The sequence below is a fragment of the Nocardiopsis dassonvillei subsp. dassonvillei DSM 43111 genome (assembly GCF_000092985.1).
GTDB lineage: Bacteria > Actinomycetota > Actinomycetes > Streptosporangiales > Streptosporangiaceae > Nocardiopsis > Nocardiopsis dassonvillei.
This window is the reverse complement of sequence record NC_014210.1, coordinates 1,496,462-1,520,960: the sequence shown is the minus strand read 5'-3', so window position 1 is coordinate 1,520,960 and position 24,499 is coordinate 1,496,462. Positions and strand designations below refer to the sequence as shown.

General features: G+C 72.6%; 3 protein-coding genes. 2 read left to right on the top strand and 1 reads right to left on the bottom strand.

All coding sequences use genetic code 11. The features are described 5' to 3' along the window. Window positions 1–501: 501 nt before the first annotated feature. Entirely contained in the window at window positions 502–1,119 is a 618-nt protein-coding gene (locus tag NDAS_RS06085; RefSeq protein ID WP_013152264.1) for a DeoR/GlpR family DNA-binding transcription regulator, read from the bottom strand. A gap of 418 nt (window positions 1,120–1,537) precedes the next feature. Between NDAS_RS06085 and NDAS_RS06080 the strand changes: the two genes are divergently transcribed. Continuing rightward, complete coding sequence (locus NDAS_RS06080; RefSeq protein WP_013152263.1) at window positions 1,538–23,806, top strand: methyl-accepting chemotaxis sensory transducer; 22,269 nt, start codon at window positions 1,538–1,540, stop codon at window positions 23,804–23,806. Further along, window positions 23,803–24,018: a hypothetical protein gene (locus tag NDAS_RS06075; protein ID WP_013152262.1), complete on the top strand. Its 216-nt coding sequence runs from the start codon at window positions 23,803–23,805 to the stop codon at window positions 24,016–24,018. Before NDAS_RS06080 ends, NDAS_RS06075 begins: the two co-directional genes overlap by 4 nt. Window positions 24,019–24,499 lie beyond the last annotated feature (481 nt).

Genomic DNA, 24,499 nt, shown 5'->3' with positions numbered 1-24,499 from the left:
GGGCGGTCTCCTGCGCCGGGAGGTCACGGGACCGGACGCGGAGGCCGTTGAGCGGAACGGGCGGAGGAGGGGACCCCCTCGCCCGGGTTCGGTCCGCCGCGGGTCGGCGTGACCCGAGTCGCGCGGGGCGGAGCCCGAGGACTGACCGAAACCACGTGGTATTGGTTGGGTTTTATCTGTCCTTGCGTGAGCTTATAGAGAAGTCGCCTGTCGTAACAACCCCCGTGCCCCTTCTGTGACTGTGGACCGGCGGAGCTTCCGGACATCAGCCTCACGGCACCCCGAGAAGAACACGCATCCGCGGCCCTGCGACAAACACACGCAAAACAACATCTGAACGACACCGCCGTTGGAGCCGGTTGCCCCGTCTCCGACCCGCGGGACTGGTCGGAGACGGGGCGGGGAGGGCGCCGCGGTGTGGAGCGCGACACATCCGTCGGCCGCCGGACGCGTCCGGCGGCCGACCCGTTCGTCACCGGGCGTGTCCGGCGCCGGGCGGGATCAGACCACGCGTACGCGCGGTCCGCGTCCGCGCAGCCTCCGGACGTCCTCGGGATCGGTGCCGCTGTCGGTGATGAGGCAGTCCACCTCGTGCAGGCGCGCGAAGCGGGAGATGCGGTCGCCGCCGATCCTGGTGTGGTCGGCCAGCAGCACGGTCCTGGACGAGGCCCGCACCATGGCCTGCCTGGTCATCACCTCCGCGGGATCGGCACAGGTCAGGCCCCGCCCGGGGGACACGCCGTCGGCGACGATGAAGGCCACGTCGACGTGGAGCTGCTCCAGCAGGCGCACGGAGGCCAGCGTGGTCCCGGCCGCCGCGCTCACCCGGCCCCCCAGGAGGTGCACGGAGAGGTCGCGGCGCGAGGCCAGCCCCAGCGCGGCCGGGACCGAGTTGGTCAGGACGCTCAGCCCGCACCCGGCGGGCAGCAACCACGCGATCCGCTCCGCCATCGGCCCGGCGTCGAGCATGATCACCCCGTCCTTCGGCAGTTCCTCCAGGGCGGCCCTGGCGATCCTGCCCTCGGCGACCGAGAGCCGCCCCGTTCCGGACGGTGTCGTCGTGGCGCTCGCTCCAGCTGCCTGCCTGACAACCGTGGCGCCACCGCTGAGACCACTCACAAGGTCCTCCGATCCGTCGATGGTCAACCCCTCGGCCGAGGGGGCGACGGGCCCCGGCCCGGCGAATGAATGCGATCGGGTCCTCTGCTTCCTCACGAAGAGAGCATCCCGGCCGAAGGGGAACGGTATGCGAATACCCCCGCTGTTCGGGGAAAACCGTTGCGAAATGGCAACGTCACCCTGGGTGCGGGCCTCGTACGGGAGCCGCCGACCTGCGGGTCGGGCACCTCGGCGGTGGCGGAGCGGCGGCGCGAGGGAGGGAAATCCTCGGCAGGGTCTTCTACCACAGCAGAAGGGGACACAAGGCAACGCACACGGACGGGAACGGAAACATAAGTGCAACTGGTTCCACATCTGGCTGCAATAGTGTTATTTTCATCTCTCCCGGGGGAGCGGTCGTGGAGGGGGGAGGGCTCGCATGCCGTTCGACGAGAACATGAGCGCCTCCCAACGCAAGGCGATCGAGGTCCTCACCGGCATCCCCATCCCCAAGGCGAGCATCAACACCCTGGGTCGCGGTTCGGAGGTCTACGCCGCCCTCGAAAAACGCGTCAAAGTCCTGGACGACCTGTTCGACCTCAGCCGCGTCCACGCCCGACGCCACTTCAACGGCAACACCGCCCGCAACTACGAACACTCCCTGGACCAGTTCACCACCGGCGACAACGACTACGTCGGCTCCGCCCGCTCCAACGCCGCCACCATGTCCAGCGAACTCTTCAAGGCCCGCGCCAACGTCGAGTACATGCACATGATGGTCATCGGCCAGTTCGTCCAACTCCTGGCCGAGATCGCCTGGGCCATCGCCACCGCCAAGTTCACCTTCGGCGCCTCCTTGAAGTGGATCCCCATCTTCAAGGCCATCCGCAGCCTGGCCATCCGCCGCATCCTGACCTGGCTGCTCATCACCGTGCCCGGCCACCAGATCATCAGCCAGATCTTCGCCAGCATGGACAGCATCATCCAACGCATCCAGATCGGAAGAGGCACCCGCCACCACAAAGACCCCAACCTCACCCGCAGCGCCCACATCGGCGCCACCATCGAAGGCGCCCTGTCCGCCGTCTTCTCCGCGGGCATGGACGGACTCTTCAGCAAACAACTCACCGACCTGTTCAACGACCGCGTCGCCCGCATCACCGACCTCCCCGACCCACCGCCCCTGGTCCGGACCGAGCCCACCCCCGGACCCGGTGGACCCCCCACCGGACCGCCCATCCGGGAGACCCCCGACGGGCCGCCCAGCGGACCGCCCACCGGGCCCCCGCCCGACCCCAGAGGGCCCGTCAAGGACACCCCGCCTCCCGGCAACCCCAACCGCGACACCGACACGCCACCACCGCCCGGCGGCGGGCCGGACGGGCCGCCCTCCGGCCCGGTCAAGGACGACCCGCCAGCGACGAACCCCGACCGGGGACCGGACTCCCCCGCGCCCAAAACCACACCCGAAACCACACCCGCCCCCAAGGACGGGCCGCTGCCCCCGCCCTCGTTGAACAAGGATCTCGCCGAGGTCTTCGTCCGCCACAAGGACGAGTTCCTGGTCCCCTACAACCCCGCCAGCCCCATCGGCGCGGGCGTCTTCGACAACGCCGCCAAAGCCGCCGCGGCGCGCAACGAATTCGCCGACCTGTTCGCCCGCCACTTCGGCGACCACATCGGAGACGCCGCAGCACGCGACCTCGGACGCGACTACGCCGACACCCTCGCCCGCAACTGGACCGACCCCAACCTGGGCCAGCACCTGCGCGACACCATCGGCGACCGCCTACCCCCCTCCACACGCGACCACCTCTCCGATGTACCGGTCACCCTCCAACAGCCCCTCAACGACTACTTCTCCAAAACCAGCACCTACGCCCAACAGACCGGTGGCAGCATCGGCACCGGAGCCCTGGAGGGCTACCTCGGCGAGGGCCTGGGCAGCATGGCCGACGGCAAAGGCTGGGAGGCCTCCGGCTACTCCGCGACCGCGGGCGCCACCCAGGCGGGCATCCAGCAGGGCGCCACCGACGGCATCCTGCACGGCGCCGACCTGTTCAAGGACAAGGACAAACCCGACCTCAACACACCCCCGCCCCAGACCGAGAGCAACGGTTCCGACAACCGGACCGACGACCGCACCGACCCCGGCGAAACCGACCCCTGGTGGCGCGGGGACGACGACCCCGGCCAGAACGGCGACCGAACCCCCGAACGCAACAGCGGCAACTCCCCCGCACCCGCACCCGGCGACGGAACCCAGCAAACGGACGACCGCGACGGCGAACCCGCCCCGCCCTCGCGGGACGACGAACAATCCCTGTACGACAGCGACTACGACAGCGACACATCCTCCGTCTTCGATCGGGACGAGAACTCCTCGCCCTACGACAGCGACGACGAGGCCTCACTGTTCGACACCGACGAGGCCACCCCCCAGCAGGACACCACCAACACCAAGACGGACAAGGGGCCCGGCCCCGACGCGCCCTCCATCCCGGGGCCGCGGAACGAGCCGCTCGGGGTGGACTCCCCCCACCCCGGGTCCGGCCACGACCCCTTCCGGACGGGCACGGACAACGGCCCCCTGGCCGCCGACTTCCTCAACGCCATCGTCCCCGACAACCCCATGGCGGCCGCACCCCCCGACACCGAGCAGACCGCGCCCAACACGGGGAACACCGGCGACCGCTCCGCCCCCGAACAGGAGCAGCAGCAGAACACCGCCCCCGTCGCCGTCGCGCCCCCGGTCGGCCAGGCGGCTCCACCACCCTCACCCGCCCCGCAGAACCCGGCCCCCGACACCGGCCAGCGCCCCGCGTCCTCCGAGCGCGGCGGCGGTGAACGCTCACCCCAACGCACCAACGACACCACCACCCCCGACACCACCGCACAACAGACCACCGGCGACGACCTCCAGACCCCCACCCCAGACCCCACACCCCAGACCCAGACCACCGGAAACACCACCGGGCAGGACGACCACGGCAGCCCGACGAACGAACAGCACGCGAACCCCGACACCGTGAGCGTTTCCGAGCAGCGGACGGAGTCGGAGGACGGTCCGCCGCCCTCGCCGCCCGCCGCCGACGAACGCGCCGACGAACGCGCCGACCACAGCGATACCACCGTCAGGACGGAGAGCGGGCCGCCGCCGCAGACCGAGGACAACAACCCCCTCCCCGGGACGCTGGACGACCGCTCCCCCGAGCCCGCCCCTCCGACCGACTCCCGGGACGACCGGGACGCCGTTCCGCCGCCCCGTGCGGAGGAGCAGGACGGCACTCCTCCCGCCGCGCCCGTCCCGCCGCCCGCCATGGCGCCCCCGCCCGTTCAGGCCGATCCGTCCGCCCCCGCTCCCGCGGCCGCCAACGGACAGAGGACCCCCTCCCCCCAGACCCCGCCGGACAGGATCACCACCGCGATCCGGCTCGGAGAGATGGCCTCGGCCAGCATCAAGGACGCGATCAGCGGCTACCAGCGCGCCCAGGACCTGGTCAGCCAGACCCGGGAGGCCGAGAGTCAGGGCCGCCCCGACGCCGCCGACCTGCGCTCCCATGCCTACGAGGCACAGCGCCAGGCCAACGAGGCCTACCGGACCTACGACTTCCTCGCCCGGATGCAGGCCGATCTGCTGCGCACCGACCAGCCGGTCACCGTGATGACCGTCCTGGAGACTCCCGCGAGCCCGAGCGACGACGCCGGACCCGTCCCCCTCGGCGGTACCGACGGGGACATCCCGCTCGGCCCGCGCGACACCGACTCCCCCGTTCACCAGGAGGAGACCGCACCGGAGGGCACACCACCGGAGGGGACCGCACCGGAGGGCACACCGCCGCAGGGGCCCCCGGCCCCCACCTACAACGGCACCTTCACCCCGGACCGGGACAAGCCGTACGACCTGGGCTACCTGACCACGTCCAACCTCCTCGGTCCGAACATGCTCTTCGCCGAGCACCTGCACGGGTTCGTCGACGACGTCCTGACCAACACGCCGGACATGCCCGAAGCCGCACGCCAGCAGATCCTGGACGGCGTGGCCGCCACCCTCACGAAGGAGGGGCCGCGCCCCTTCCTCCGCGAGGGCGGGCACACCGTCAGCACCACCCACGACGGGCAAACGTGGAGCGCCGACATCGACCTGCGCTCACTCGACGGCGATTTCTACCACTTCAAGACCGAGTCCCTGAGCGGCGAGGACTCCAGGCACCTGAGGCTCCACAACGCCGGACCCGGGGTGTCCTCCAGCGAATCCGGTTCCCAGAACGGGAGCGGCTCCGTCGGCGTCAAGTTCACGGGAAGCCCCATCTACCTGGCCAACGTCAGCGGCAGCGACGCCGGGCCGATCTTCTCCATCGGCGTACGCGGCGGCTCCCAGGTCCGGAGCACCGGCGGAACGGCCTCGGTCAGCGCCAACTCCGGTACCGGCATCGAGCTGCTCGGCACCCCGAACGTCTACGTCAGCGACCTGCGCATGAAGGCGTCCGTCACCGGACCCGGCCTCACCTCGCCGCGTGTGCGGGAGGGGACCTCGTACGACGGGCTGATCATGAACCTGCCGGGAGAGGCGGTCTCCTCCGACGGTCCCCGGCAGATCACGCCCGACAACGGGAAGACGGACGCGAACGGGCACCACAAGCCGGTGAACCGCCCGTTCATAGGTGCCGGCCACCCGCTGGAGATCACCCGCTTCTCCCCGGCCCCACCGGCATCCGACGGCGGAACCGGTGGGGACACCGCCTCCGGCGACCGCGGTGACAGCACCGACACCGCGACGGCGGGCGGCGGCGGCAGACCGGGGCAGAACAGCCTCGGCACCTGGCTGGCCGACCACCTCCTCCCCCCTCCCAAGGGGAAGCGGGGCGGCGACCACACCCCCTCCGGCAAGGAGAAGCGCAACGACGAGTACCGCGCGCGGATCGAGGCCGCCTTCGACAACGACCAGGTACAGCAGTACCTGCCGCAGATGTCCAACGGTTCCGCGCACATCCGCATCGACATCCCCGGGAGCCCTTCCCGGTACATGCGGATGTGGTCGGTGTCGACCCAGTACGACCGCAAGGACTTCGCCCCCGGCCTGGTCGACTTCGTGCACAGCAACACCACGGTCAAGAGCGTCTCCTCCGACGTGCAGCGCTCCACCACGGTGTCCGGTTCGATCGGCACCGGCTTCGGCATCTGGCTCGAACTGCCGGACGGCAAGAACATCCGGCTCGAAGCACCCGCCGTGGAGTACTCGGCGACGCTCAGGAAGAGCACGGGCACCACCCTGAACACCTCGGGGGCGATCAGCGATATCGTGCACGCCCCGTCGGGCCACGCGGCCTACGACGTCAAGCGCGACTTCTACGTCCACATCCAGGGCGAGCCGCGACCGCACCGCTTCGAGGGCGACTCCGTCGAACTGCTCAGCGTCGAGGACGCCCGCCTGCTCAACGGCGAACTCCCCAAGCCCCCGTCCTCGACCGACGGACCGGTCGCGCCGCCCAGGCCCCCGTTCCCGAACCTCGCGGTGGACCGCCCCACGAATCTGAGCGGGTCCACCGTGCTCGGGTTCGGCCACGTCCCCCCGCCCGCTCCGGAAAACAACAGTGGAACCACTGGCACCACCGGAAACGCCAACACCACAAGCAGCACCACAGGGAACACAGGGACCAACGACACCGGGACCGCGAACACGACGACGGACAGGACCGGGAACGACGGCACCGACGGCGACACCAAGACGTACAACTCACCGGAGAGCTCGTTCTACGACGACCTGGCGTACGAAGTACTCAAAGGCATCGCCGAGAAGCACCCCGGGATGGTCATCCCGGACCTCGCGCGGACCAGGAAGGACTACGCCGTCCGCCCCAGCCACATGGAGTCGGACGCGGTCCGCAGCTTCCGCGAGCGCTGGGGTCTGCGCCGCAACGCGGACGTGGCGCGGGAGAACACCCAGAAGGTCAGGGAGGCGCTCTCCGAGTCCCGCATCAAGAGCAGCAAGTCCGACCTGCCCTACGACGGCATCCCGGTCCGCCTCAGGGAAACCGCCGTGATCGACGGGAAGACGGTCCTCCCGGACAGGGGTCTGCGCCCCGACCACGTGACCCTGCGCGTCTACGGCGAATTCGGAAAACTCGAACACCAGTTCGAGACGACGGCCAGCGGGGGCGGCCGGTTCACCGGCTCGTCCGGCGTCACCGTCACGAAGGGGTCGAACCTCAACCACTCGCTGAGTTTCACCGTCGGCGGCAGTGTGCGCGACGACGCCAGGGGCGACGCACGCGGTGTTCCCGGCACGCTGGGGAACCCGATGGTCGCGCTGTTCACCTCCTTGGGCTTCGGAAGGGACTCCGCCCAGAGCATCTCCCGCAGCGTCGAGGAAACGGTCCTGTTCAACGGGGACTCCGACGTGTGGACGTCCCGCACCCGCTTCACCGCCCGGTTGTTCGAGAACGACGACCTCGGGATGACACGCGACGGCAGGTCCCAGCACGAACACGGGACACCGCTCCTGAAAGACGGGGGGATGGACACGCAGGTGGTCCTCCTCACGCCCAAGACGTCCCCGACCGCCCCGGACCCCGCACGGACCGAGACCGACACGACCGGCACCGACACGACCGACGACTGGCAGGCACTCCCGCCCGAGCGGGTGAAGGACATGCTCACCCTGAGGCCCACCCCGACGGGCGCCGGGCGGGGCGGCCTGTGGACCGCCGTCCGGGACGGGGCGGTGCACACCTGGGGACGCCTGTTGGGCGGAGGCGCCGATACCGCCGCACCCTCACAGAACCCCGCCGCGCCTCCCGCGGGCACCACCACGGTCACGGGCGCCGACGGCAACCAGACGGTCCTCCCCGCCCCGCCGCCTCCCCCCGGAGGGACGACGGACACCACCACCGGTACGACGCCGGAGACCGCTCCCCCCGGAGGCGAGAGGGGCGGGGACGACTCCCCGAACGACCGGCCGCCGCAGGACCCGCCGACCCTGGGGCAGCGCCGCGCCCAGGCTCTCCACCGCGCCGGTGCCTTCTTCGAGCACGTGAGAACCCATTTCGGCGACAGGGACCAGACCCCCGGACTGCGGGAGCAGGTGTACCGGGCCCTCTCCGAGAACGGATTCACGCGCAAGCGCGTGTCGTACCTCTCCCGGTCGCCCGGGAACGGTCAGCGGATCGAGCAGTCCCTGTCGTCGGAGGTACTCGCCACGGACAAGAGCACGACCAGCCGGTTCGGCTCCCGCTCCCGCCACGAGATGAGCAGCCGTCTCTGGTCACCGCACAAGGTCCGGGTCACCAACGTCACCAGGTCCGAGATGGGCGCCGTCACCGACTTCCGCCCTGTCGACGCCCAGATGCGGTGGGGCGGCGGCAGCGAGACGGCCCTGTCCGCGGTCTCCTCCCGGAGCGGCAACCTCGGACTCAGGTTCGGCGGGGGCGGAGCCCGCAACCCGAACCCGCCCGGTTCCGACGACTCCCTGCCGAACCAGGCCGTCAGGCCGATCCCGGTGTTCGGAACCTCCCTCTCCCGCACGTTCTTCTCCCGCGGCAGGTCGCACAACCAGTCGTCCACGTTCTCGTCGTCGGTGCTGTTCATCCCGAACAACACCAAGGCCTACGCCTTCCGTGCCTCCGGCCGCATCACCCTCCTCACCGAGTCCCTGAAGAACTGGAGCATCGGCCCGACCCTGGACTGGAAGACCCTGTTCCGCGGGTGGACCCGTCCGGTATCGGATCTGGCCTCGGGTTACGTGCACTCCCGCGACGCCCAGGAAGAAGGGATGGTCCAGGACCGGGCGACCCGCGACGGCGACAGCGTGGACCTGAGCCCCCACGACAACCCGGACAAGCCCGAGAACGCGCGGGTGCGTCCCGGGTTCGAGAACAACGGCAGGCAGATCCAGCCCGCCGACCCCGAGGCCGCCGCCCAGGCCCTGGTGGACTCCCTCGCCTCGAACGGACTGGAGCTGACGCTCGGCGGCGGCCGGGAGGCCCTGCTGAAGCAGCTGACCACGCACCTGGCCCAGAACCCGGACCCCACCGCCCCGCTGCCGCTCAACGTCCGCGCGCTGGGCCCGGAGCCCACCCCGGACTCGAAGCCGCGGCCGCAGCGTTCGAGCTTCACGGGGAAGCTCTACGTGGAACTGATCAGGGACCCGAAGAGCACCAAGGTCTCGCACGTCGACCAGGCCGACTACTACATCGAGTCGCACACGGTGAAGGCGACCGACGCGCACTCGCGGAGCGACGAGACCAGCAGGACGGTGAGCTCGGACGGCGCGCTGCTGATACCTCCGCCCTATCCCCAGGACGACCAGGGGCCGGACGGACAGCCGGGACACCGCGCCCTGTTCACCACCCCCGCCGGGGAGATCTCCGGGTCCAGCAACGACGGGCGCTCCTCCGGGCAGTCCCAGGACGACGCCCGCACCATCGAGCTGCACCTGAAAACCCCGTACGCGAAGGTCAGCACGGACACGACCCTCAAACTCAAACTCCAGTTCGACGAACCCAAGGGCGGGGAGAGCGGCAGGAAGCCGAAATCGACCTACGAGGTCACCGCTGACAGCGGACGCGTCGACACGCTGTACTCGCTCGCGTACATGACCTTCGACCCCCCGGCGGCGGACACCCCGGAAGGCGGCACGCAGGGAACCGGAACCGACACGCTGTCGCCTCCGCCGGCCCCCGCCGTCACCACGTCCACGGACGGCACCGGCTCCACCGGGACCGCTCCGCCCGACCGGAACACCGCTCCGGCACCGGAAGGCGGCGACACCACCGGCACCGCCGACGACCGGACCGGGAGCGGCACGACGCGGCGGTCCGGAGCACCCATCTACGCCTCCCAGGCCGACGCGTTGCGCACGTGGACCCGTGAGGCGGGTCCACGTCCCGGCACCGACTCCGCCCTCGCACTGACGACCATGGTGCAGGACTACGGAAAGGCGCTGCGCGAGCAGGCCAACATCGTCGTCGCGCGGTCCGCCGGCTGGAAGCCGCCCGAGGGGAAGTCGACCGAGGAGACGGCGAACGCGGCGCGGGCCCACCTCGCCGACGTCTACGGACTGGACCCGGTCTACAACGAGATCGACGCCAGCCTCAGCGACGAGGCCATCAAGGCGATGGACCCGTCGGCCTCGCTCGATCCCGAGGGGGTGAGTTTCAAGGACATCGAACTCCCCGGGTGGATCGACAGGGTGGTGCGGAGCAACCACACCGAGTGGGGCGCCAAGGCCCTGCCGAGCACCCGCGGTGCGAAGATCCTGGACGCGCGGCCGGACGGCCAGCTCAGCGACTCCCGCGTCCGGCCCCGGACGGACAGCTCCGGCAGCTCCCACGGCGGAGGCCAGGGCTTCGGCGGCGGGTTCCGCCCCGCGGGGATAAGCACCGAGAGTCCCGTCTACGACCGCCACGAGGGCATCTACACCGGCGCGGCGGCCGCGAACACCGGCTCGTCCCACGGGGCCTCGTCGGGCTCCAACCAGACCGTCAAGGGCTACCAGGAGTCGGACCAGCTCCGCCAGGGGCCCTTCTACCTCGTGGAGCACGACGTCACCTGGGCGTTCGCCGCGGGCAGCAAGCTCACGGCGCCCGCCGCCTTCCACCTGAACGACCCGAGCCTTCCGCAGACCCCGCTCCACTCCCGGCCCACCCGATGGATCGTGGACCAGACCACGATCCGGATGGCCAAGTGGTACTCGGAGGCCGACGCGATCGCGATGGGCTTCCTCACTCCGGACCAGGTCAAGGGCCTGGGCCCCGTCAAGGACGGCATCCACAAGGCGCAGGAGGAGTTCAGCAAGGCGGAGGCCGAGTACGCCGACACCCGGGCCCCGATGGAGGGCCTGGCCCAGAAGTACGCCGACAAGCCGGACGAGCAGAGCGCCAGGAAGGCCTACGAGGACCAGGAGAAGGAGTACACGAAGGCGCTGGCCAGCTTCAACCAGAAGATCAAGGCCCTGATCCAGACCCTGAACGACACGCGCACCGCTCTGGGGGGCCTCGGCCAGGGGACGAACGGCGGCACCGTTCCCCCCGGGCGCCCGTCGAGCGGTGACACGAGCGGGGGGACGACGACCCGTGCGCCGACCCCCGCCAACACCACCTCGACCACCAGCACGACCGGAGACACGACCACCGGCACCGACAGCACTGCCGTCGTCACAGGGGTCACTTCCGAAAACACCACGACCATCGACAACACCGATGGCGCCACCACGACCACCAGCGCGCCCCAGCCGACCATCACCGTGACCCCGCCACCGGACCCGGCGCCCGCGCCCACGGGACCGAGCCAGGCACTGGCCGACCGCTTCCGTGCGGAACTGAACCTCGTCGCCCCGGAGCCCGACACCTCCGTCCGGGACACGGACACCGTGGACGCGCGGGTCCAGCGCGCCTCCGACGCCGCGGACACCGCTGACCGGGAGGCCCGTGCCGCAAGCGATGCCGCGAACGACCTCTCCACCGCCCTGGGGAACGGCACGACCGAGCTGGGGAACGGCAACAGCATCCTCACGGGCTCCGAGGGCGGAGCACCCGCCGCCGGGACGGAAGGAGGCGCGCCCGCGTCCGGGACCGACGGCGCCCCCTCACCTGGGGCCGAACGGCGGGCACGCGACGCGCGCACGGCGGCGGACACGGCGCACACCGACGCCACCACCACCCGCGACGCCTTCACCACCGCCCGCGACGACGCCCTCACCACGAGACCCGCACCCCGTGGGGACGCCTCCCTCGAACAGGCCGAGACGGCCGCCACGGCGGCCGAGAGCGCGGCCGCCACCGCGCAGGAGACCGCCGACCAGCACAGGGACACCGTCGCCGGGCTCGGGAACGACCTCGACGGGGCCCTGGCACGGCACCAGACGCTCAGCACCGCCGTGGACGGTCTGTCCGGGCGGGACCGGCCCGTCGGCGGCGACCCGGCCGCCCAGGACGCCCGGGACAGGGCCGCGCGGGAGGCCCGCGAGGAGGCCGACAGCCTGGTCTCCGACCTGGAGGACATCGCCGAGCGGGCCGACACCGCCCGGGACGCGGCGGAGACGGCGCGGACCGACGCCGCGAAGGCGAAGTCGGAGGCCGACGCCGCGAAGGCGAACGCCGACCGGACGGCCGCGGACGCCGAGGCCCTGCGAACCTGGGCCGAGGGGCTCAACACCAGCGCGTCCGAACACCGGGACAGCGCGGACCGGGCCGCACAGGACGCGCGCAACGCCCATGAGACGGCCCGGCGGGCCGCCGACGCGGCCGGGGAGGCCCGCGCCGCCGCGAACGAGGCGGCGGCCAGGGCCGACGAGGTGCGGGCGAACGCCGCGGAGGTGGCCGGGAACGCCGCACAGGCCGAGGCCGACGCCCGCACGGCCCGCACCACCGCGGACCTCGCGGCCCAGGCGGCGGACGCCTCCCGGACCTCCTCCGGCGGGCGTACCGCGCCGGGCGGCACCGGCACCCGGGGGACGACGAACGCGCCGAACACGGCCCCCGGCGACACGGGGTCGCGAACCGCGCCGAACACGGCCGACGACCGCGCGAGGACGACGGACACCCGGCAGGACGACGCCCGCCGGGCCGCACAGGACGCACGGGCCAGAGCCCAGGAGGCCCGGCAGACCGCCCGCGACGCGGCGGAGCGCGCCGCCCGGGCCACCGAGGACGCGAACCGGCTGACCCGGCAGGCACAGGACCTGCGCACCAGGGCGGAGACCACCGCGCGGGAGGCCCGGGAGGCCGCCGCCCGCGCGAACGAGGCACGCGGGATCGCCGAGGAGACCCGGAGGGCAGCCGACTCGGCCGTGAGGACCGCCGACGCGGCCGCCGCCGACGCCCGCCGCGCACACGAGTCCGCGCAGCAGGCCGCCCAGCAGGCGGAGACCGCGGCCGAGCGCGCGGAGGAGGCCGCGGAGACCGCGCGGGAGGCCCGCGACGACGCCGGGAAGATCGCCGACAGCGCCCGCAAGCGCGCCGACAGCGTACGGAGGCTGCTGGAGAGGATCGACGCGGCCGTGGAGCCGGAGAGGACGTCCTCCGACGACGGCCGGGAGAAGGACGACGACAAGGACGGCGGCCGGGACGAGGACGGTTCGGGCGACAACGGCAACAGCGCCGACGGCGGCGACCGGAGCGGCCAGGACCGTGACCGCTCCGACGACCAGCACGGTCCCGGCACCGAGGGCGGCGACAGGGGCCGCGGCACGGAACCGGACCACGGCAACCGCTCCCGGGGCGGAGGCGACCAGGACCGCTCCGCCGCCGCGAACACCGGCGGCCGCGGCCGCCCCTCCCCCCAGGCCGTGTCGGACGGGATCACCACCGCGATCCGGCTCGGGGAGATGGCCTCGGCCAGCATCAAGGACGCGCTCAACGGCTACCAGCGCGCCCAGGACCTGGTCGGCCAGAGCCGGGAGGCCGAGAGCCGGGGCCGCCCCGACGCCGCCGACCTGCGCGCCCGCGCCTACCAGACGCAGCGCGAAGCCAACGAGGCCTACCTCAACTACCGCGACTTCGCCCGGATGCAGGCCGACCTGCTGCGCCCCGGGAACCCGATCACCGTCATGACCGTCATGACGCCCCCCGCGGGCCCGAGCGGCGACACCGGCCCCGTCCCCCTGGGCGGGACCAGCAGGGACATCCCGCTCGGCCCCCCCGACACCGACCCACCCGTCCGCCAGGGGGACACATCACCGGAGGGGGCCCCTCCGGAGGGCGCACCGCCGCCCCCGCCGCTTCCGGCCCTCACCTACGACGGCGGCTTCGTGCCGGACCGGAGCGGTCAGAGCTACGACCTGGGCTACCTGACCACGTCCAACCTCCTCGGACCGCACATGCTCTTCGCCGAGCACCTGCCCGGGTTCGTCGACGACGTCCTGGCCAACACGCCGGGCATGCCCGACACCGCACGGCAGGGAATCGTGGACGGCGTGGTCGACATCCTCACGAGGGAGGGGCCGCGGCCCTTCCTCCGCGAGGGCGGGCGCACCGTCAACACCACCCAGGGCGGGCAGACCTGGAGCGCCGACATCGACCTGCGCTCCCTCGGCGACGACTTCTACCACGTCGACGCCAAGGCCCTGAGCGGCGGCGGGGACTCCAGGTTCCTGCGGCTCAACGACGCGGGGCCCGGGGTGGACTCCAGCGACGGCGGGTCGCGCGGCGCGGGCAAGACCGTCGGCGGCAAGTTCACGATGAGCCCCTTCTACGTGACCGGCGTCGACGGCAACGACGCCGGGCCGATCGCGGCCGTCGGCGGGCGCGGCGGCGCGAGGGTCCGGGGCACCTCCGGATCGGCCTCGGCCAGCGCCAACGCCGCGAGCGGCATCGAACTGCTCGGCGCCCCGAACGTCTACGTCGGAGACCTCGGCATGAGGGCGTCGGTCACCGGTCCCGGCCTCACCGCGCCGCGCGTCCAGGAGGGGACCGCGTACAACGGGCTGGCCATGAACCTGCCCGGCGAGGTGGTGACCTCCGACGCCCCCCGGCGGATCGTGCCCGACAACGGACCGAAGGACGCGAACGGTCACCACGAGCCGGTGAACCGGCCGTTCACGGGTACCGGCCACCCGCTGGAGATCACCCGCCTCTCCCCTGCCCCGGCGGTGTCCGGCACCGGAACCGGTGTGAGCACCGCGTCCGGCGACGGCGGGACCGGCCGCGGCGGAGAGGACGGCCGCGGCGGTGAAGGCGACCGCGGGGACGGGACCGACCGCAGGGGCGGAGGCGACCGCCACGGCGGCACCGCCACCACGGGAGGCGGCGGCAGGCCGGGCGGGAGCACCCTCGGCACCTGGCTCGCCGACCACCTCCTCCCCCCGCCCGAGGGGAACCGGGGCGGCGGCCGCACCCCCTCCGGCAAGGAGAAGCGCAACGACGAGTACCGCGCGCGGATCGAGGCGACCTTCGACAACGACCGGTTGCAGCAGTACCTGCCGCAGATGTCCAACAGTTCCGCGCACATCCGCATCGAGATCCCCGGCAGCCATCCCCGCATCATGCGGATGTGGTCGGTGCCGACCCAGTACGACCGCAAGGACTTCGCCCCCGGCCTGGCCGACTTCGTGCACAGCAACACCGCGGTCAAGAGCGACTCCTCCAGCGTGAAGCACTCCAGCGTGGCGTCCGGCTCGATCGGCGGCGGCTTCGGCATCTGGCTCGAACTGCCCAACGGCAAGAGCGTCCGGCTCGACCTGCCCTTCGTGGAGTACTCGGCGACCTTCGAGAAGAGCACGGGGACCGCGCTCAACACCTCGGGGACGAGCAGCCACGTCGTACACGCCCCGTCCGGCCACGCGGCCTACGACGTCAAGCGCGACTTCTACGTCCACATCCAGGGCGAGCCGCGACCGCACCGCTTCGAGGGCGACTCCGTCGAACTGCTCACCGTCGAGGACGCCCGCCAGCTCAACGGCGAACTCCCCAAGCCCCCGTCCCCGGCCGACGGACCGGCCGCGCCGCCCCGCCCCCCGTTCCCGAACCTCGCGGTGGACCGCCCCACGGACCTGAGCGGGGCCACCGTACGCGGCTTCGGCCACCTCTCCTCACCCGTCCCGGCGGACAACGGCGGGACGACGGAAGGCACCGGGAACAACGGCGCCGACGGCGACACCCGAACGCCTCCCTCACCGCAGCGCCCGTTCTACGACGACCTGGCCTACCGCGTGCTCAGCGACATCGCCGAGAAGCGCCCCGGGATGGTCATCCCGGACCTCGCGCGGACCGGCAAGGACTACGCCGTCCGCCCCAGCCACATGGAGTCGGACGCGGTCCGCAGCTTCCGCGAGCGCTGGGGTCTGCGCCGCAACGTGGACGTGGCGCGGGAGAACACCCTGAAGGTCATCAACGCGCTCTCCGAGTCCGGGCTCAGGAGCGGTGCCCCCGACCTGCCCGGCAACGGCGTCCCGGTCCGCCTCAAGGAATCCGCGGTCATCGACCCGAAGATGATCCGCAAGGACAGGGGCGGCCGTCCCGAGACGGTGACCGTGCGCGTCTACGGCGACTTCGACCGCCTGGAGCACCAGTTCGACACGACCGCCAGCGGGGGCGCGCGGTTCGCGGGCTCGGCGGGGATCACCACCACGAAGGGGTCGAGCGTCAGCCACTCGCTCGGTGTCAACGTCGGCGCCAGCGTGCGCACCGACGCGGGCGCCGACGCACGCGGCGTCCCCCGGGTGATGGGGAACCCCTCGGTCGCGTTGAACGCGTCCCTGAACGACGGCAAGGGGTCCAGCCAGGGCCTCTCGCACAGCTCCGAGGAGACGGTGCTGTTCAACGGGGACTCCGACGTGTGGACGTCCCGCACCCGCTTCACCGCGCGGCTGTTCGAGCACGACGACATCGGGATGGCGCGCGACGACCGGCCCCAGCGCGAACACGGCATCCCGCTCCTGGGCAAGGGGATGGACGCCCAGATGGTCCTCCTCACCCCCAAGACTCCGCCGACGGCCTCCGACTCTGCGCAGACCGTGTCCGGCCCCGCGGACACGACCCGCGATGGCGAGACCGCTACCTCCTCCGACGGGCGGGAGACGCGCGACGCCCCCGAGACCACCGCCGCCACCGACGCCACCGCCGCACGGGAGGGGGACTCCGCCCAGACGGACACCACCGGGAACACGGCGCCCGCCACGACGGGCGTCCGGCAACCGCTCACGCCCGAGCAGGCACGGGACATGATCGTCCGGAGCTTCGTCCCGCGGATCAGCGCCGACGGCACGGCGGGCGACGACCGCGCGGGCCGGTGGACCGTCGTACGGGACGGGGTCGTGCAGACCTGGGGACGCCTGTTCGGCGGGGGCACCGAGGTCGTCACCGCTTCCCAGACCACCACCGCGCCTCCCGCGGGCACCACCACGGTCACGGGCACCGACCAGCCCGCCGCCCTCACCTCACCGCCTCCTCCCGGCGGCACCGCGAACACCACCGGCACCGACCGGTCCGCCGCCCTGACCACACCGGCTTCCCCCGGCAACACCACGAACACCAGCACCGGGACGACGCCGGAGGACACCCGGACGGGAGGCGACCGGGACGGGGACGACGTCCCGTCCAACCGTCCCCAGCAGGGCCCACTGACCCTGGACCAGGCCCGCGCCCAGGCGATCCGCCGCATCGGCGGCACCTTCGAGCGCGTGAACACCCACTTCGACGCCGGGAGCCGGGGCATGCGCGGGCTGCTGGAGGAGACCTACCGGACCTTCTCCGACACGCGCAGCGGCCTCCACGACGGATACCGGCGCAAGCTGGAGTCGTTCCTCTCCGACTCCTCCGGGGGCGGCCGGCAGTTCGAGAACCACCTGTCGGCGGAGGAACTGGCCGCGAGCAGGAGCGTGACCACGCCGTCGGGCTCCCGCATCCGCCAGGAGATGAGCGGCGGCCTCTGGTCACCGCACGACGTCCGCGCCACCGTCGCCACCAGGGTCGACATCGACACCGTCACCGACTTCCGGCCCGTCGGCGCCCAGATGCGGTGGAACGGCGGCAGCGAGGTGACCCTGTCCACCACCTCCTCCCTGACCGGCGGCCTCGGCCTCAGGTTCGGGGGGAGCGGGACCCGCAACCCGAACCCGCACCCCTCCGACGACTCCCTGCCCAACGAGGCCGTCAGACCGATCCCGGTGTTCGGGACCTCCCTCTCCCGCACGTTCTTCTCCCGCGGCACCTCGCACACCCAGTCGACCTCGTTCACGTCGTCGGTGCTGTTCATCCCGGACAACACCAGGGTGTACGCCTTCCGCGCCTCCGGCCGCCTCACCCAGGCGATCGAGTTCACGAAGAACTGGACCATCGGCCCGCCCCTGAACTGGAAGACCCTGTTCCACGGGTGGACCGCCCCCGTCCAGAACCTGCTCGCGGGCTACGTGCACTCCCGCGACGCCCAGCAGGAGGGGCTGGTGCTGGATCAGGCGACGCGCGACGGCGACAGAGTGGACCTGAGCCCGCAGCCCAACCCCAAGAAGCCCGAGAACGCGCGGGTGCGTCCCGGGTTCGAGGACAACGGCAGGCAGATCCAGCCCGCCGACCCCGAGGCCGCCATCCAGGAGCTGGTGAACGACCTCGCCTCGAACGGACTGGAGCTGACGAGCGGCGGCCGGGAGCTCCTGCTCCAGAAACTGACCACGCACCTGGGCCAGAATCCGGACTCCACCGTGCCGGTGCCGGTCAAGGTCCGCGCGCTGGGGCCGGAGCCCACCTCGGACTCGCGTCCGCACGCCATGCGCTCGGCCACCCCGGCGAAGGTCTACGTGAACCTGACCAGGGACCCGAGCCGCACCGAGGTCTCGTACGTCGGCCAGTCCGGCTACTACATCGAGTCGCACACGTGGAAGGCGACCGACGCGGACTCCCGGAGCAGGGGGACCGGGACGACGGTGGGCGCGGACGGCGTGCTGCTGCAACCCCTCCCCTACGCCCAGGACGACCAGGGCTCGGAGGATCAGCCGGAGCACCGCCCGCTGTTCGGCGCCCCCGCCGGGGCGGTCTCCTCCTCCGGCAACGACGGGCGCTCCTCCGGGCAGTCACAGGACGACGCCCGCACCACCGAGCTGCACCTGAACACCCCGTACGCCAAGGTCGGCGCGGACACGAGGCTGACCCTCACCCTCGAACTCGGCGAGCCCAAGGGCGGGGAGAACGGCAACCCGCCGCGTTCGACGTACACGGGCACCGCCGACAGCGGGCGGGTCGAGACGCTGTACCCGTTCGCGTACATGACCTTCGACCCCCCGGCGACGACCACCACCGCGACCACCACGGGGGACGGCGCGCGGAGCACCGGCGCCGACCTGTCGGCGCCTCCCCCCGCCGTCACCACGTCCACGGAAGGCACCGGCTCCACGCGGACCGCTCCCGCCGACCGGAACACCGCTCCGGCCCCGGAGGGCGAGGACGCCACCGGCGACCGGACGGGAACCGACACGACCGGAAACGACCGAGCCCCCGCCACCGCGGAGGACGGCGGCACGACGCGGCGGCCCGCCGCCCCCGTCCACGCGTCCGTGTCCGAGGCCCTGCGCGCCTGGACGAACGACGCCGGTCCCCGGCCCGGCAACGACAGCGCCATCACCAAACCGGCCATGGTGCAGGACGGCGGACAGGCGCTGCGCGACAAGGCCAACGTCGTCATCGCGCAGTCCCTGGGCTGGCAGCCGCCCCCCGGCACCCCCGAGGGGGGGCAGCCCACCCGGGCCGCGGCGGACGCGGCGCGCGCCTACCTCGCCGACGCCTACGGCCAGGACCCGGTGTACAACGAGATCGACCACAGCCTCAGCGACAAGGCCCTCAAGGCGGTGTACCCGTCGGCCTCGCGCAACTCCGAGGGGGTGCAGTTCACCGACATCAGCCGCACGGAGTGGGGCGCCAAGGTCGTGCCGAGCAACCGCGGGGCGAAGATCCTGGACGCTCTGCCGGGCAGCCAGCTCAGCGACTCCCGCGTCCAGCCCAGGACGAACAGCGCCGGCGACTCCCACGGCGGGAGCCAGGGCCGCGGCGGGGAGTTCCGCCCGTCCGGGCTGACCACCGGCGGCGTCCCCTACGACGGCCACGAGGGCATCCACACCGGTTCGGCGGCCGTGAACACCAGCTCGTCCCACGGCTCCGAGAGGGGTTCCAACCAGGCGGTCAAGGGCTACCAGGAGTCCGACAAGCTCCGCCAGGGACCCGTCTACCTGGTGGAGTACGACGCCACCTGGGCGTTCGCCGCGGGCAGCAAGCTCAAGGCGCCCGCCGCCTTCCACCAGAACGACCCGAGCCTGGCGCCGACCCCGTTCTACTCCCGGCCCACCCGCTGGGGCGTGGACGACGTCACGGTCAGGATGGCCGGCTGGTTCTCGGAGGCCGACGCCATCGCGATGGGCTTCCTCACGCCGGACCAGGCGAAGGGCATGGCCCCCGCCATGGACCGGCTCAACCAGGCGCGGGAGGAGTTCGGCAAGGCGGAGGCCGCGTACGCCGACACCCGGGCACCGCTGGAGGGCCTGGCCGAGAGGTTCGCCGCCGAGCCGGGCGACGAGAGCGCCGAGAGCGCGTACAAGGAGCAGGAGGACAAGTACAAGGAGGCGCTGCGCGACTTCGACCGCCAGATCGACGCCCTGGTCGAGACCGTGAACACCACGCGCACCACGCTGGGGGAGGCCGGTCAGGGGCCGGACGGCGGCACCGCTCCCCCCGTGCACGCGGTCAGCGGCGACGGGACGGCCACCCGCACACCGGTCACCGGGAACACGACCACGGGGACCGAGGGGAGCACCGGCAACAGGACGGGGAACACCGGTACCACCGGCGACAGGGGCGTCACCTCCGGAACCACGACGACCACCGGCAACACCGATGGCACCACCACGGCCGCGAGAGAGCCCCAGCCGACCGTCACCGTGACCCCGCCGGACCCGTCGCCCGCGCCCTCGGGGGCAAGCCAGACACTGGTCGACCGCTTCATGTCGGAGCTGAACCTGCGTGCGCCGGAGCCCGACACCCCCGTCCGGGACCCCGGCGGCTCCAGCGGCCTCCGGGACGGACAGGAGCAGAACACGGACACCGTGGACGCGCGGGTCCAGCAGGCCTCCGACACCGCGGACACGGCGATCCGGGAGGCCCGTGACGCACGCGACGCCGCGAACGGCCTCTCCACCTCCCTGGACCACGGCAGGGCCGACATCCGGCAGGGCACCCGCGTCCTCACCGGCTCTGAGGGCGGAGCACCCGCCGCCGGGACGGAAGGAGGCGCGCCCGCGTCCGGGACCGACGGCGCCCCCTCACCGGGGGCCGAACGGCGGGCACGCGACGCGCGCACGGCGGCGGACACGGCGCACACCGACGCCACCACCACCCGCGACGCCTTCACCACCGCCCGCGACGACGCCCTCACCACGAGACCCGCACCCCGTGGGGACGCCTCCCTCGAACAGGCCGAGACGGCCGCCACGGCGGCCGAGAGCGCGGCCGCCACCGCGCAGGAGACCGCCGACCAGCACAGGGACACCGTCGCCGGGCTCGGGAACGACCTCGACGGGGCCCTGGCACGGCACCGGGCGCTCAGCACCGCCGTGGAGGGCCTGTCCGGGCGGGACCGGCCCGTCGGCGGCGACCCGGCCGCCCAGGACGCCCGGGACAGGGCCGCGCGGGAGGCCCGCGAGGAGGCCGACAGCCTGGTCTCCGACCTGGAGGACATCGCCGAGCGGGCCGACACCGCCCGGGACGCGGCGGAGACGGCGCGGACCGACGCCGCGAAGGCGAAGTCGGAGGCCGACGCCGCGAAGGCGAAGGCCGACCGGACGGCCGCGGACGCCGAGGCCCTGCGAACCTGGGCCGAGGGGCTCAGCACCAGCGCGTCCGAACACCGGGACAGCGCGGACCGGGCCGCACAGGACGCGCGCAACGCCCATGAGACGGCCCGGCGGGCCGCCGACGCGGCCGGGGAGGCCCGCGCCGCCGCGAACGAGGCGGCGGCCAGGGCCGACGAGGTGCGGGCGAACGCCGCGGAGGTGGCCGGGAACGCCGCACAGGCCGAGGCCGACGCCCGCACGGCCCGCACCACCGCGGACCTCGCGGCCCAGGCGGCGGACGCCTCCCGGACCTCCTCCGGCGGGCGTACCGCGCCGGGCGGCACCGGCACCCGGGGGACGACGAACGCGCCGAACACGGCCCCCGGCGACACGGGGTCGCGAACCGCGCCGAACACGGCCGACGACCGCGCGAGGACGACGGACACCCGGCAGGACGACGCCCGCCGGGCCGCACAGGACGCACGGGCCAGAGCCCAGGAGGCCCGGCAGACCGCCCGCGACGCGGCGGAGCGCGCCGCCCGGGCCACCGAGGACGCGAACCGGCTGACCCGGCAGGCACAGGACCTGCGCACCAGGGCGGAGACCACCGCGCGGGAGGCCCGGGAGGCCGCCGCCCGCGCGAACGAGGCACGCGGGATCGCCGAGGAGACCCGGAGGGCAGCCGACTCGGCCGTGAGGACCGCCGACGCGGCCGCCGCCGACGCCCGCCGCGCCCATGAGTACGCGCAGCAGGCCGCCCAGCAGGCGGAGACCGCGGCCGAGCGCGCGGAGGAGGCCGCGGAGACCGCGCGGGAGGCCCGCGACGACGCCGGGAAGATCGCCGACAGCGCCCGCAAGCGCGCCGACAGCGTACGGAGGCTGCTGGAGAGGATCGACGCGGCCGTGGAGCCGGGGAGGACGTCCTCCGACGACGGCCCCCCGAAGGACGGACGCGGGGACGAGGACGGCGCCGGCGGCGAGGGCTCTGGCAAGGACCGGACCGGAGGCGGCGGAGGCGGCCGCTCCCGCGGCGAGGGCGACCGGTCCGGCAGCGGCGACGACCGTTCCGACGGCGGGGGCGGCTCCGGCACCGGGCGCGGTTCCGGAGGCGGGGGCGAGGGCCGTTCCTCGCGCGGGAACGGCCAGGACCGCCGGAGCCCCCGCGGCAGCGCGCCCGCGGACCAGCGCGACCCGTTCCCCGACTCGGACTCGGACACCGATTCGGACACGGACTCCGCCCCGGACCTGGACGCGGTTCCGGACCTGGTCTCCGACGACGACCTGTCCCTGTACGACTCCCCCGACACACCGGTCCAGGACCGGCCCTTCCGCACACCGTTCGACGACGACCACCAGTTCAAGCCCCTGTGGGCCCGGGACGACCACGCCTTCGACTCCCTGGACCCCAAGCACTCCGGTTACGGAAGCGGTCCCCTCAGCTTCCTCGACCCGAAATCCCTGGACGCCCCCCTCGGCCTCCTGGACTCCGGTTTCGGAAGCGACCGCCCCCTGCCCAGCTCGCTGACCGACATCGTGGCCTACCCCATGACCGGGGCCCCGGGCCAGCGAGGGGACACATCCGCGGACGGGGAGAACGACCAGTACACCACCGGGTTCCATGACCCCTCCGCGGCGGCGTACGGCGAGCAGCCCGCGGCTTCGACCGAGGAGACCGCGCAGGACCGGGACGGTGACCAGGACGAGCGGATCGCGGCGCTCATGCTGTGGAACGGGACCTTCGCCGGTGTCGAGGACCTCGCCGAAACCACCGGATTCGACGTGGTGAGCCAGCAGGGGCTCGTCGAGGACGGCTCCGACGGCAGTACCACGCTCATGCGCTTCGCCAACGGCGCGCAGGCGGTCTACAAGGACACCGAAGGGGCCACCTTCGCCCGCGACCGCGCCGACGCCGAACAGCTCGCCTCGCTGGTGGGCCGCGCCATCGGCGCCAACGTGCCCGGTGTCCTGCGCATCGGTGAGACCGAGGTGTTCATGCACTTCATGAACGGCGAATCCGGGTTCGCCCACCTGGACAACCCGCGATCCCCGCTCCTGAACACACGGGACGGACACGTGCTGGGCCTGCTGGACCTGCTGATCGCCAACGGCGACCGCAACCCGGGCAACTGGCTGGACCAGGGCGACGGGCGCGTGGCGGGCATCGACCACGGCAAGGCCTGGTTCAAGTACGAGTACACGCCGGAGGACCCCACCGACCTGGAGGGGCTGGCCTACACCAACGGCATGCGGCCCTTCTACGACTTCGACGCCAACGCGTGGATCGCCAACCCGCTGACCCGGGCCGACATCCGGTTCCTGCGGGCCCGGCTCGCCGGACTCTCCGGCGAGTTCGCCCGCCTGGGCCGGTCCGACTGGTTCGACGAGATGATGGAGCGCTTCGACAAGCTGGCCCACAACGCGCGGGGAACCACCGGGCTGTTCTCAGGGGGCGGCCGGTGACCCGTGTGCTCTACGCCCAGGACCGCCGCACGCAGCGGACACGGCCGTTCCTGACGCTGCACGACGACGGCACCCTCACCGCCCACGACCCGGAGACGGCCGGCGCGATCCCGCGCCTGCGCGCCACCCGCGGCTGGTCCGGCGAGCGGATATTCGACGAGTGCGCCGCGCAGTCCAACGCCTACGTCCGCTACTTCGAAGAACCGGAGTGACCGGGCCCGGCTTCGGCACGCCGGGGTGTACTCCTCGAATCCAGTAGGCGAATTCCCACAGAACAGGGAATGGATTCCCCTCTCCCCGGGGCCGATCGGGGACCCATGTCCTGGCGTGATCCGCTCCGCCCGCCGCCACCCTTTTCCGGGCACGAAAGTCCTCCCGCGAACGCGGTGAACCGGGTCGGTCGGCACCGGCTCGTGGGCGGATGCGCCGGGCCTTGCCCGGTCCCACCAGCCCTCGCGTCCGAGCACCGGAGCGGTCTCCCCCGGAACGAGCCCCGACGCGAGGGGAACGGGAAAAGAATATCCACCCGGTTCCAGGAGAACCGTTGCGGAAATACTCAGCGCGCCAACCGGGTGGAACATGTTGCAGAAAACTTCCACCACCTCCATAGCGCGCCCGTGACCTCCGGAAATCCACCAGGGAGCCCTTGGACCGGGGTTCGGCTGCGGGTAACGAACCGCCGATTCGCGCGTT